This window comes from Microbacterium aurantiacum (assembly GCF_021654035.1).
In the GTDB taxonomy this organism is placed as follows: Bacteria; Actinomycetota; Actinomycetes; order Actinomycetales; family Microbacteriaceae; genus Microbacterium; species Microbacterium aurantiacum.
In genome coordinates this window covers 965077-977299 of sequence record NZ_JAJPDW010000001.1, presented here as the reverse complement: position 1 = coordinate 977299, position 12223 = coordinate 965077, and the positions used below count along the sequence as shown (strand labels likewise).

Sequence of the window (12223 nt, the reverse complement as noted above, 5' to 3'; positions counted from 1 at the left end):
ACCCCGCCGGTATCCGGCTCCCCACTATCGGAGGTAGTGCGCGCACCGGCGCCCTCGCTAGCCTTCGAGACAGACTCGCCGGATGCCGGCATCCGACCTCAGGCCGCAAAGGAGCGCGCGATGAGCACGCAGATCGACCACCTTCTGAACGAGACCCGCCGCTTCAGCCCGCCGGACGGATTCGCCGCGCAGGCCGTCGGATCCGCCGACCTCTATGCGCGCGCCGCCGAGGACCGCGAGGGGTTCTGGGCCGATCAGGCCCGTGAACTCCACTGGCACACGCCCTTCACCGAGGTGCTCGACTGGTCGACCCCTCCCTTCGCGCGATGGTTCGGCGACGGCGAGCTCAACGTCGCCTACAACTGCCTGGACCGTCACGTCGAGGCAGGACACGGCGACCGTGTCGCGCTCCTGTGGGAGGGAGAGCCCGGCGACGAGCGCGCCATCACCTACTCCGAGCTGACCGCGGAGGTCTCCCGGCTCGCCAACGTGCTGGAGGGCCTCGGCGTCGGGGAGGGCGACCGTGTCGCGATCTACCTGCCGATGATCCCGGAGGCGGTCGCCGCGATGCTCGCGGTCGCGCGCATCGGCGCCATCCACTCCGTCGTCTTCGGCGGGTTCTCGGCCGACAGCCTGCGCGCGCGCATCGACGACGCCGGCGCGAAGGTGGTCATCACCGCCGACGGCGGCTACCGCAAGGGCAAGGTCTCGGCCCTCAAGCCGGCCGTGGACCTGGCCCTCGCCGACCGCAACGGCTCGGGCGTACAGGAGAGCGTGGAGCACGTGATCGTCGTCCGCCGCGGCGGGAACGACGTCGACTGGACCCCGGGCCGTGACCTGTGGTGGCACGACGTCGTCCCGGCGGCCTCGCCGGCGCACACCGCCCGCGCGTTCCCCGCGGAGACGCCCCTGTTCATCCTGTACACCTCGGGCACGACGGGGAAGCCCAAAGGCATCCTGCACACCTCCGGCGGCTACCTCACCCAGGCAGCCTTCACGAACCGCGTCGTCCACGACATCCACCCTGAGACGGACGTGTACTGGTGCACCGCGGATGTCGGCTGGATCACCGGCCACACCTACGTCACCTACGGCCCCCTCGCCAACGGAGCCACCCAGGTGCTCTACGAGGGGACGCCGGATGCCCCCCACCCCGGACGCTGGTGGGAGATCATCCAGAAGTACGGCGTGACGGTGTTCTACACCGCCCCCACGGCGATCCGGTCGTTCATGAAGATCGGCCGACAGGTGCCGCAGGGTTTCGATCTGTCATCACTGCGGGTGCTGGGCTCGGTCGGTGAGCCGATCAACCCCGAGGCGTGGGTCTGGTACCGCGACATCATCGGCGCCGAGCGCACGCCCATCGTCGACACCTGGTGGCAGACCGAGACCGGGGCAATGATGATCTCCGCCCTTCCCGGCGTCACCGAGACCAAGCCCGGCGCGGCGCAGGTCGCCCTCCCCGGCATCACGATCGACGTCGTCGACGACGACGGCGAGCACGTGGGTACCGGCAACGGCGGCCTCCTGGTGGTCACGGAACCCTGGCCGAGCATGCTGCGCGGCATCTGGGGTGATCCGGAGCGTTTCGTGGAGACCTATTGGGAGAAGTTCGCCGACCGCGGGTTCTACTTCGCCGGCGACGGCGCGCGTCTGGACGAGGACGGCGACATCTGGCTCCTCGGCCGCGTCGACGACGTCATGAACGTCTCCGGCCACCGCCTGTCGACGGCGGAGATCGAATCGGCGCTCGTCGCCCACGAGGCCACCGCCGAGGCCGCGGTCGTCGGCGCCTCCGACGAGACCACCGGCCAGGCGGTCGTGGCCTTCGTCATCCTCAAGCAGAGCTACCTCGACCGGCACTCCGCCGAGGGGCTGGCCACCACGCTCCGCGCCTGGGTCGGCGAGCAGATCGGTCCGATCGCCCGGCCGCGCGACATCTACATCGTCGGGGAACTGCCCAAGACCCGATCCGGGAAGATCATGCGGCGGCTGCTGCGCGACGTCGCCGAGGGCCGGGAGGTCGGCGACACCACGACGCTCGCCGACACCATGGTCATGAGCACGATCCAGGCGAAGATCACCACGAAGTGACGCATGCGTGAGGGCCGGCATCCGTCACACGGATCGGATGCCGGCCCTCACGAGCGGCAGATCAGACGAGCGCGAAGACGACCTCGACCTCGACGGGAGAGTCGAGCGGCAGGACGGGGACTCCGACGGCGGATCGGGCATGCCGCCCCGCCTCGCCGAAGATCTCGCCGAGCACCTCGCTCGCGCCGTTGATGACGCCGGGCTGACCGGTGAACTCCGGAACGGACGAGACGAATCCGACCACCTTCACCACGCGGGCGAGGCGGTCCACTCCCCCGGCGACGTCCGCGGCGGCGGCGATCGCGTTCAGAGCGCAGGTCCGGGCGTAGTCCTTCGCCGCGGCGGGATCGACGAGGCCCTCGCCCTCGCCGACCTTGCCGGTCGCGGGCAGCGCGCCCTCGCGCATCGGCAGCTGGCCGGAGGTGTAGACGAGGTCGCCGTGCACGGTCGCCGGGATGTACGCGGCGACGGGGGGCACGACATCGGGGAGACGGATGCCGAGCTCGGCGAGCCGCGCGGAGACGCTCACCGGCTCAGCCTTCGAACTGCCGCGCGGCCTGCGCCGCGGCATCCAGTCCAGCGTTGGCGTCTCCGCCGCCGACGGGGCGCTTGAAGTAGGCGACGAGGCCGCCCTCGGGACCGGGGATCACCTGCACGAGCTCCCAGCCCTGTTTGCCCCAGTTGTTGAGGATGGCGGCGGTGTTGTGGATCAGCAGGGGCGTGGTGAGGTACTCCCACGTCGTCATTGCGACTCCTGGCGTGTTCGGCGGAAAGAAGCGGAAGAACGGGGATCACGCGCAGGGCATGCCTGTCAAGGGATCGCCCAGGTATCTCCCTTACGATCAAGCCTATGCCTGATACCAAACGCACGGCCACCGGTGTGCTCGGGGGCCTCGCAGGACTGGTCGGCCTCAGCGCCGTCGCCGGCGTTCTCATCACCGCCACGGTGACCCCCGCGATCGCGGTGTCGGGTTACGCGGCCTCCAGCGCCATCACGATGTTCGACAACCTCCCCAGCGTCCTCGAGATCGACAAGCTCATGCTGCCGACGACGCTGTACACCAAGAACCAGGACTCCGGAGAGTGGGAGGAGTGGACGCAGTTCTACGATCAGAACCGCTCCCCCGTCGAGTTCGACGAGGTCGCGCCCGTCATGTACGACGCGATCCTCTCCAGTGAGGACCCCCGGTACTACCAGCACGGCGGCGTGGACCTCATCGGAACGACACGCGCCGTGCTCTCGAACGTCCAGGGCGGCGGCGAGACGCAGGGCGGATCGACGATCAGCCAGCAGTACGTGAAGAACATCCTCGTCCAGCGGTGCGAAGCCACCGCCGAGACCGAGGAGGAGAAGCAGGCGTGCTGGTTCGAGGCGACCACCGCCGAGGGCACCGAGGGCATCCAGCGCAAGCTCCAGGAGATGCGCTACGCCATCGCCCTCGAGCAGCGGTACTCGAAGAACGAGATCATGCTCGGGTACCTCAACATCGCGAACTTCGGCGGCACGACCTACGGCATCGACGCCGCGGCCAAGCGCTACTTCGGTGTCACGGCGGGCGAGCTGAACCTCGCTCAGGCGACGACCCTCGCCGGCATCGTGCAGAACCCGAACACCTACCGCATCGATCAGCCGGGCAACGAGCGCAACGGGGCGGACAACGGCTACGCGCTGACCAAGCAGCGACAGCAGTACGTGCTCTCCCGACTCCTGGACGACGGCAAGATCACGCAGGAGCAGTACGACGAGCTCTTCGACGCACCGATCGAGCCGAACGTCACGACGCCGCGCACCGGCTGCACCGCCGCCGCCGGCGGCGAGTACTTCTGCCAGTACGTCCGCAGCGTCATCGAGAACGATCCCGCGTTCGGCGAGACCGACGAGGAGCGTCGCGAGGCCCTCCGCCGCGGCGGTCTGAACGTCTACACGACGATCGACTGGCGCCTGCAGAACGCCGCGAACGCCTCGATGTCGACCTACGCCCCCACCTCGGTGGAGGGGATGAAGTTCGGCTCGACCGCCGTGAGCATCGACAACACCACGGGCAAGATCCTCGCGATGTCGCAGAACACGCGCTTCGACGAGACGATCACCGGCGACAACAACTTCAGCTCCATCGTCTTCGCCGGAGACCGCACCTACGGCGGCTCCCGCGGATTCGCCGCGGGCTCGACGTTCAAGCTCTTCACCCTCGTCGACTGGCTCGAGCAGGGCCGGTCCGTCCGCGAGGTGCTGAACGGGGTCAACCGCGCGTTCCCGCGCATGACGAACTCGTGCTCGGGAGACTGGGTCAACACCGACAACACCACGATCGGCAACTTCGGCCGCGTGCCCGGGTACGTCGGCACCCCGATGCAGTTCACCGCGGCGTCGCTCAACTCCGGCTACCTCGCGATGGCCGCCGAGCTCGACCTGTGCGACATCGCCAACGTCGCGACCAAGATGGGCGTCACCACCGGTGACAACACTCCGATCGAAATGAAGGTCGCCAATAACGTCATCGGCGACTCCAACATCTCCCCGATCGCGATGGCCGGTGCCTACGGCACCGTCGCCAACAACGGTGTGTACTGCCAGCCGCGCGTCATCGAGAGCGTCACCGACTCCGACGGCAACGACGTCCCGCTCCCCGAGCGCACGTGCGAGCAGGTGCTCGAGCCGGGCGTTGCGGCGACCGCCGCGTTCGCCCTCGCGGGCGTCATGAACGGCGGCGGAACAGGCGCGCAGGGGAACCCCTTCGACGGCACGCCGCTCATCGGCAAGACCGGTACGCACGAGGAGCTGCAGACGTGGCTCGTGGAGTCCTCGACCAACGTCTCGACCGCCGTGTGGGCGGGCAACATCGAGGGCGGCGGAGACATGTTCCGCAACTGGCACAACGGCATCCAGCTCTCCAACCTCCGCTACTTCATCGCGCGGGATGTCCAGGGAGCGGCGAACTCGCTCTTCGGCGGAAACCCGTTCCCGGCGCCCGACAACAACCTCACCCGCCAGGTGCTCCGCGACCTCCCGAACGTCGTCGGTCAGTCCATCGACCAGGCAACGGCGACGCTCCGCAACGCCGGGTTCAGCGTGACCGTGGGCGGAGCGGTCGACTCGTCCGAGCCCGAGGGCATCGTCGCGGCCCAGAGCCCCGGCGCCGGTCGCGTCGCCGGCGGCACGTCGGTGACGATCAACCCGTCCAACGGTCAGGGCATCTCGGTTCCTGCCGTGTCGGGATCGCTGAGCGCCGCCATCTCGGCGCTGCGGAACGCCGGGTTCGGCAACGTCAGCCCCGGATCCTGTCAGCAGGACGAGAACGCCGGCGGGGGCGAGCAGGCCACCGGTACGAACCCGGCCGCGGGCACCCTTGTCAACCGGAACACCGCGATCAGCGTCGACTACGTCAGCCGCAACTGCGGCGGTGGCGGCGGCGAGAGCCCCGCGCCCGATTCCGACAGCGACGGATAAGTGACGCACACCGTCACGCGGACGGCCCTCACCGCCTTCGGGGCGGTGGGGGCCGTCGGCGTCGCCACCGCCGTCTGGGGCGTCGCCGTCGAGCGCTACCTCTTCACCGTCCGCGAGCACACCCTGCCCCTCCTTCCCGCGGGCTCCCCCGACCTGCGGATCCTGCACGTGTCGGACGCCCACATGGCGCCGTGGCAACACCGGAAGCAGCAGTGGATGGCCGCGCTAGTCGACCTGCACCCGGACCTGGTGATCAACACCGGCGACAACCTGGGTCACGCCGACGGGCTCGTCGGCATCCGTCGGGCGTTCGCACCGCTCCGCGGAATCCCCGGCTTCTTCGTCCACGGGTCGAACGACCACGTCGCGCCGTCCCCCCGGAACCCGCTGAAGTACTTCACCGGCCCGTCGCGCCACCAGCCGAAGGCGGAGTCCATCGACGCCGACGCCCTCGACGCCTTCCTCGTCGATGACCTCGGCTGGACCGACCTCAACAACGCCGCGGGCGTCGTGGAGGCCGCCGGCATCCGGGTCGCGGGCTTCGGCGTCAGCGACGCGCACCGGCAGTGGGACCGACTGGACTCCCTCCCCGCGGCCATCACCGCGACGGACAGCACGGATGCCGCGCTGCACGTCGGCGTGACGCACGCGCCGTACCGGCGCGTGCTGGACCGCTTCCTAGACCTCGGAGCGGACGCGATCTTCGCCGGGCACACGCACGGCGGCCAGGTGCGCCTTCCGGGGTACGGGGCCCTCGTGGCGAACTGCGACATTCCGCTGCGCCAGGCGCGCGGTCTCAGCGCCTGGGAGCACGGCGGTCGGGCCGCGCCGCTGAACGTGAGTGCCGGACTCGGACACTCGATCTACGCCCCCGTGCGGTTCGCATGCCGGCCAGAGGCGAGTCTCCTCGTCCTCACCGCGCGCGGCTGAGCGCCCCTCCTCCCCACCTGCGGTGACCGGCGCCCCAGCGAGCGGTTATCCCCCGCGGCGCCCTCGGAGCGATCGGCGCACGTCGGCGGCGCCCACGATCGGAGCACGAACCGATCGAAAGGCCCCTCCCATGTCCGTCTCTTCGCTCCGCCGAGCGCGCCGGGCGCTCGCCCTGAGCATCGCCGCCGCCCTGGCCGCAGCCGCCCTCGTCTTCGCCGTCGCCCCGGCGGCCACCGCCGCGACCCAGGGTGCCGGGTTCGGCGCCTGGCAGCCGACGTCGACGCACGGGTGGCACGGGTCCATGCGCGTCGGCGACGTGCACACCTACTGCATCCTCCCGGGCATCCCGCTCCCCACGGGCACGACGAGCGACCACGGCGTGCGCACCGAGGCCGCCGGCCTCAGCCCGCAGCAGCTCACCGGCATCAATCTGCTCGTCACCCGCTACGGCCAGACCGAAGACCCGGTGCAGGCGGCGGCGGTCGGCTGGGCGGTCAAGGCGATCGCGGACTGGGAGACGACCCTTCGCACGTTCGGCTACCGCGGAGACTCGCTCGCGGGGGCGATCGACTGGACCTTCGCGCGTCTCGCACCGGCCCACAACGCCCGCGTGCAGGAGCTCGCGCTCGCCTACTACGCGGAAGGCAGCTCGGTCGCCGTCGGCGTGACGGATGCCGCGGGATCGGTGGTGTTCCTCCGTGACGACGCCGATCCCCTCGGTGGCGCCGTCCGCGTCGACGCCTCGACCCCGGACGCCCGCGGCACCCTGACCCTCACCGGTGCCGTCTTCGCCGACGACGGCACCATCGAGCGCCACGACGTCGTCCCCGGCGAGGAGTACGCGATCACCGTCGCACCGGCCGCCGAGACCACGCCCGGCCGTCCCCTCGACGTGTCGGCGCACGGGCGGTTCCGCGTCGACACCGTCGCCGCGGTCCGCCACTTCACCACTCCGGGCGGTCAGGACACCGCGGGTCCCGCGGGGCCGGTCGAGTTCGAGGTGTCCGGGCACGACACGACGCGGCATCCGCTGTTCTTCCCGACGATCTCCACGGTCGCCGCCGCCGCTGCGCTCCCCGGGGAGAGCTTCGTCGACGATGTGACCGTCGGGGGCGACCTCACCCACTGGCCGCGCACCGCGGAAGGCGATCGACTGCCCGTCCGCGCGCACGCGGCGGTCTACCTCCTGGACGCGGAACCGGGCGAGCCGTCGCCCGATGTCCCGGAGGGTGCGGTCCTCGCGGGAGAGCTGAGCCTCGAGACGCGAGGGGAAGGACCGACCCGCGTGGTCTCGAGCTGGACGATGGACACCCCCGGCTGGTACGTCGCGGTGTGGAGCATCACCCGGCAGGCGCAGTCGGCGGAGGTCGCGGCGCACCTCGCCGCCGACACTGTCTACACGGAGGCGTTCGCGTCGCCGACCCAGATCACCCGCGTGGAGAGTCCACCGCCGCCGGTCGAGACGGAGGAACCGGCCGCCCCCGACACGCCCGCGGAACCATCGGCGCCGCCGTCGACCGCACAGCTCGCAGAAACCGGAAGCGACCCCCGCGGCATCCGTGGAATCGCGGGGATCTCGGTGATCCTCCTCACCGCCGGCCTCACCGCGGCCGCCCTGGTGCAGCGTCGTCGGTTCGGAGATGCCGTTCCGATCAGGTAGGCTAGGGGGGTTGCCACGGGGTGTGGCGCAGCTTGGTAGCGCGCGTCGTTCGGGACGACGAGGCCGCAGGTTCAAATCCTGTCACCCCGACATACACTGTCTTCGACAGCAGTGAGGCTCCGGCTCCTTCCCCACACGGAAGGGGTCGGAGCCTCACTGCGTATCACGAACCGGACGGAAGCCTCATGACCCTCGCGCCCCGCCTCGTCGCGTTCGACCTCGACGACACCCTCGCCCCCAGCAAGAGCGCCATCGACCCGCGGATCGGCGACCTGCTGGTCGCCCTCGCCGAGCGGGTGGAGGTCGCGATCATCTCCGGCGGGCAGCTCGCCCAGTTCACCGCGCAGGTCGTGGACCGCCTCCCCGCGGCCGCGGACGACGTGCTGACCCGCCTGCACCTCCTCCCCACCTGCGGCACGCAGTACTACCGCCTCGTGAACGGTGACGTGACGACCGTGTACGCGCGCACACTCACCGACGACCAGAAGGAGCGCGCGCTCCGCGCGGTCGAGGAGCAGGCACGCCGGCTCGGGCTGTGGGAGTCCGACACGTGGGGCGACATCCTCGAGGATCGCGGATCGCAGATCACGTTCTCGGCGCTCGGCCAGAAGGCCCCGGTCGACGCGAAGGCCGCCTGGGACCCGACGGGTGAGAAGAAGAACGCGCTGCGCGCCGCCGTCGCCGAGCTCCTCCCCGACCTGGAAGTCCGTTCCGGCGGCTCGACCTCCGTCGACATCACCGAGCGGGGCATCGACAAGTCGTACGGCATGACGCGCCTGTCCGAGCAGACCGGCATCCCGCTCGACGACATGCTCTTCATCGGCGACCGCCTCGATCCGGCCGGCAACGACTATCCGGTCCTCGCGATGGGTGTGTCCTGCCACGCCGTCGACGGGTGGCAGGACACCGCGGCCTATCTCGAGCAGCTCATCCCGACGCTGCCCCTCCGCTGAGCCGAGGCCTCAGGCCTCCACCGCCGCCGTCGTCCCGCGCGGCACGAGACGGGTGAGCTGCGTCACGTGGCGCGGCTCCAGCTCTTCCAGCGAAGACACCCCGAGAAGTGTCATCGTCCGCTCGATCTCGGTGCGCAGGATCTCGATCGTGCGGTCCACCCCTGCGCGCCCGCCGGCCATGAGGCCGTAGAGGTATGCGCGCCCGATCAGGGTGAACTTCGCCCCCAGGGCGATCGAGGCGACGATGTCGGCGCCGTTCATGATCCCGGTGTCGACCATGACCGTCGCATCCCGCCCGACCTCGCGGACGACCTCCGGGAGCAGGTGGAACGGGATCGGCGCACGATCGAGCTGGCGCCCACCGTGGTTGGACAGGATGATGCCGTCCACGCCCCGATCGATGAGCCGCCGGGAATCCTCGACGTTCTGCACACCCTTGACGACGATCTTCCCCGGCCACATCTCGCGGATCACGTCGAGGTCGTCGTAGCTGATCGTCGGGTCCATCGCCGCATTGAGGAGTTCGCCGACGGTGCCGCCCGTGGTCGACAGCGATGCGAACTCGAGCTTCGGGGTGGTGAGGAAGTCGATCCACCACCAGGGGCGCGGGAGGGCGTTGAGGATCGTTCCGACCGTCAGCTGCGGCGGAATCGAGAATCCGTTGCGCTTGTCGCGCAGGCGCGCTCCCGCGATGGGGGTGTCCACGGTGAACTGCAGCGTGTCGAATCCCGCCTCCGCGGCGCGGCGGACGAGGCCGTAGCTGACGTCGCGGTCGCGCATGACGTAGAGCTGGAACCAGTTGCGCCCGTGGGGATTGGCACGTTTCACGTCTTCGATCGACGTCGTCCCGAGCGTCGACAACGTGAACGGAATGCCGGCAGCACCCGCGGCTCCCGCACCGGCGGACTCGCCCTCCGTCTGCATCAGGCGGGTGAATCCGGTCGGGGCGATGCCGAACGGCAGGGCGCTGCGCCCCCCGAGGATCTCGGTGGAGGTGTCCACGACGGCGGCGGGGCGCAGGATGTCGGGGTGGAACTCCACGTCCTGGAACGCCTGCCGGGCCCGGGCGAGCGAGAGCTCCCCCTCGGCCGCGCCGTCGGTGTAGTCGAACGCGGCCTTGGGGGTGCGTCGCTGCGCGATGCGGCGCAGGTCGGCGATGGTGAGCGCCGAATCCAATCGACGCTTGGTGGCGTTCAGCTCGGGCTTCTTGAACTGCATGAGCTCGAGCAGCTCAGCGGGCTGGGGCAGTTGGCGGCGAACCATGGTCGTTCCTTCGATCGTCGGGGTGGGGCGGGGTCACGCGGACGGCCGCGACAGGGCAGCCTGGGCGTAATACCCGGAGATGTGGTCGTGGATGAGGGTGCGGGCGGCGTCGGCGTCTCCGGCGTCGACCGCGGTGAGGATGGCGTGGTGCTCGGCGCGCAGCCGCCGCGCAGCGGCGTCCCAGTCGGCGATGCGCGTCGCGCCCGCCTGCACGTAGGACTCGATCGCCGTGCGCAGGCCCGCCATCATCGCGGTGATGACGACATTGCCGGACGCTTCGGCCATCGCGAGATGGAGCTGGGCGTCCAGCGCCAGGAACTCCTCGACGCTCAACGCGGGATCCTCCATCGCGGCGGCGACGGCGTGGGCAGCCGAGGTGTCGGACGAGGAAGCCGCGGCGAGCGCGGTGACGACCGCGGTCTCGAGCACCAGACGGGTGGTCACGACGTCATCGAGAGGGAACCCCTGCGCCGCCACCTGCAGGCGGAGAAGTGCCGACATCCCCCCGCGGGGGGTGGCGATGATGATCGCGCCCGAACTCGGTCCGGATCCCGTCCCGGTCCGGATGAGCCCCATGACTTCGAGCACCCGGAGCGCTTCGCGCACGCTCGAGCGACCGACGCCGAGGGTCGAGGCGAGCTCGCGCTCGGGCGGGAGATGGTCTCCGGGCTTCAGGCGCTGCTCCAGCAGGTCGGCCTCGATCGACTCGAGAACGACCCGCCACGCGCGTGCGGGTGACGCAGGCGGCATCCTTGCTCCTCCGTATTGTGGTCGGACCACAGTACCGGGTGGTCAGACCACAGAGCAACCCCGTGAAGCGATGATGTGTCGCCGTGCGATGCCGGTCAGGCCGAGGCGAATCCGCGGGGATTCTGAGACTGCCACCGCCAGGCATCCCTCGCGGCGTCATCGATGCCGTACTGCGCCTTCCACCCCAGCACCGTCCGCGCCTTGGCGGGATCGCAGTACGTTGCGGCGACATCTCCCGCGCGACGCGGGAGCACCGCCTTGGGAAGCTCGCGACCGGCGGCCTTCTCGAACGCCGCGATCAGCTGGTAGACGCTGACCGGCGTGCCGGTGCCGAGATTGAACACCTCGTAGCCCGGCTGCGCCTGCTCGAGGGCCGCGACGTGGCCGGCGGCGAGGTCGACGATGTGGATGTAATCGCGCAGGCCCGTGCCGTCCGGGGTGTCGTAGTCGTCGCCGAAGATCCCGACGCGATCGAGATCACCGATCGCCACCCGCTGGACGTAGGGCATGAGGTTGTTGGGGATCCCCGCGGGATCCTCGCCGATGAGCCCGCTCGGGTGGGCGCCGACCGGGTTGAAGTAGCGCAGCACCGTCACCGCGAGGTCCGGCTGCACGCGGGCGAGGTCCTCGAGGACGACCTCGTTCATGCGCTTGGACTTGCTGTAGGGATTGGAGAGGTCGACGCTCGTGGTCGACTCCTCGGTGAACGGCAGGTCGGCGGGGTCGGAGTACACCGTGCCGGTGCTGGAGAAGAGGAACGAGCGGATGCCGCGCTCGAGGCCGACGCGCAGGAGCGCGAAGGTCGTGTCGAGGTTGTTGGCGTAGTAGTCCAGCGGCTTCTGCATGGACTCCCCCACCGCCTTGTAGGCGGCCAGGTGCACGATCGCGTCGAAGGGGCCGTGGGCGTCGAACACGCCCGCCACGACCGCGTCGTCGGACGCGTCGCCGACGACGAGCGGAGCCGCCTTGCCGGTGATCTGCGCGATCCTGTCCGCGGCGAGCGCGGAGGTGTTGGAGAGATCGTCCAGGAGGACCGCGTCGTGACCAGCATCGAGGAGGGCGACCGCGGTGTGGGCGCCGACATAGCCGGCTCCGCCGGCGAGGAGAACACGCATACCTCCAGCC

Annotated in this window: 10 protein-coding genes and 1 tRNA gene; 6 read left to right on the top strand and 5 right to left on the bottom strand. The window is 70.2% G+C overall.

The features are described 5' to 3' along the window. The first annotated feature begins 120 nt into the window (after window positions 1-120). Window positions 121-2094 carry an acetate--CoA ligase gene (gene acs, locus LTL01_RS04695; protein ID WP_236967596.1) on the top strand — a complete coding sequence of 658 codons (1974 nt, stop codon included), beginning with the start codon at window positions 121-123 and terminating at the stop codon, window positions 2092-2094. Window positions 2095-2155: 61 nt separating this feature from the next. On the opposite strand, the gene LTL01_RS04690 is transcribed toward acs, so the two are convergent. Together LTL01_RS04690 and sp36 are read right to left on the bottom strand one after the other, a co-directional pair. Continuing rightward, on the bottom strand, window positions 2156-2623 hold the full coding sequence (locus tag LTL01_RS04690; protein WP_236967595.1) for a RidA family protein: 468 nt from the start codon (window positions 2621-2623) through the stop codon (window positions 2156-2158). Between the two features lie 4 nt (window positions 2624-2627). Beyond that, entirely contained in the window at window positions 2628-2840 is a 213-nt protein-coding gene (gene sp36, locus LTL01_RS04685; protein ID WP_053547872.1) for a Sp36 family protein, read from the bottom strand. A gap of 104 nt (window positions 2841-2944) precedes the next feature. Between sp36 and LTL01_RS04680 the strand changes: the two genes are divergently transcribed. The 5 genes from LTL01_RS04680 (at window position 2945) to LTL01_RS04660 (ending at window position 9085) form a co-directional block, all read left to right on the top strand. Next, complete coding sequence (locus LTL01_RS04680) at window positions 2945-5542, top strand: transglycosylase domain-containing protein (RefSeq protein WP_236967594.1); 2598 nt, start codon at window positions 2945-2947, stop codon at window positions 5540-5542. Then, entirely contained in the window at window positions 5543-6472 is a 930-nt protein-coding gene (locus tag LTL01_RS04675; RefSeq protein ID WP_236967593.1) for a metallophosphoesterase, read from the top strand. Window positions 6473-6602: 130 nt separating this feature from the next. Continuing rightward, a complete protein-coding gene (locus tag LTL01_RS04670; protein ID WP_053547870.1) occupies window positions 6603-8132 on the top strand; it encodes a hypothetical protein in 1530 nt (509 codons plus the stop codon). A 16-nt stretch (window positions 8133-8148) separates the two neighbouring features. Continuing rightward, window positions 8149-8222 (top strand) — tRNA-Pro (locus LTL01_RS04665). A gap of 95 nt (window positions 8223-8317) precedes the next feature. Next, window positions 8318-9085 (top strand): HAD-IIB family hydrolase, encoded by a 768-nt coding sequence (locus LTL01_RS04660; protein WP_236967592.1) that lies wholly within the window; start codon window positions 8318-8320, stop codon window positions 9083-9085. Between the two features lie 9 nt (window positions 9086-9094). On the opposite strand, the gene LTL01_RS04655 is transcribed toward LTL01_RS04660, so the two are convergent. The 3 genes from LTL01_RS04655 to galE form a co-directional block, all read right to left on the bottom strand. Further along, on the bottom strand, window positions 9095-10348 hold the full coding sequence (locus tag LTL01_RS04655) for an alpha-hydroxy acid oxidase (protein WP_053547868.1): 1254 nt from the start codon (window positions 10346-10348) through the stop codon (window positions 9095-9097). 33 nt (window positions 10349-10381) lie between these two features. Beyond that, a complete protein-coding gene (locus tag LTL01_RS04650; protein WP_236967591.1) occupies window positions 10382-11098 on the bottom strand; it encodes a FadR/GntR family transcriptional regulator in 717 nt (238 codons plus the stop codon). 95 nt (window positions 11099-11193) lie between these two features. Further along, window positions 11194-12213, bottom strand: coding sequence for a UDP-glucose 4-epimerase GalE (gene galE, locus LTL01_RS04645; protein ID WP_053547866.1), 1020 nt, complete (start codon window positions 12211-12213; stop codon window positions 11194-11196). Window positions 12214-12223: the final 10 nt, after the last annotated feature.

What these genes read in the sequence shown, in the direction of transcription:
- LTL01_RS04660 (WP_236967592.1), top strand. Translation starts at nt 8,318, where the DNA reads ATGACCCTCGCGCCCCGCCTCGTCGCGTTCGACCTCGACGACACCCTC.
- galE (WP_053547866.1), bottom strand. Translation starts at nt 12,213, where the DNA reads ATGCGTGTTCTCCTCGCCGGCGGAGCCGGCTATGTCGGCGCCCACACC.
- LTL01_RS04655 (WP_053547868.1), bottom strand. Translation starts at nt 10,348, where the DNA reads ATGGTTCGCCGCCAACTGCCCCAGCCCGCTGAGCTGCTCGAGCTCATG.
- LTL01_RS04650 (WP_236967591.1), bottom strand. Translation starts at nt 11,098, where the DNA reads ATGCCGCCTGCGTCACCCGCACGCGCGTGGCGGGTCGTTCTCGAGTCG.
- acs (WP_236967596.1), top strand. Translation starts at nt 121, where the DNA reads ATGAGCACGCAGATCGACCACCTTCTGAACGAGACCCGCCGCTTCAGC.
- LTL01_RS04680 (WP_236967594.1), top strand. Translation starts at nt 2,945, where the DNA reads ATGCCTGATACCAAACGCACGGCCACCGGTGTGCTCGGGGGCCTCGCA.
- LTL01_RS04670 (WP_053547870.1), top strand. Translation starts at nt 6,603, where the DNA reads ATGTCCGTCTCTTCGCTCCGCCGAGCGCGCCGGGCGCTCGCCCTGAGC.
- sp36 (WP_053547872.1), bottom strand. Translation starts at nt 2,840, where the DNA reads ATGACGACGTGGGAGTACCTCACCACGCCCCTGCTGATCCACAACACC.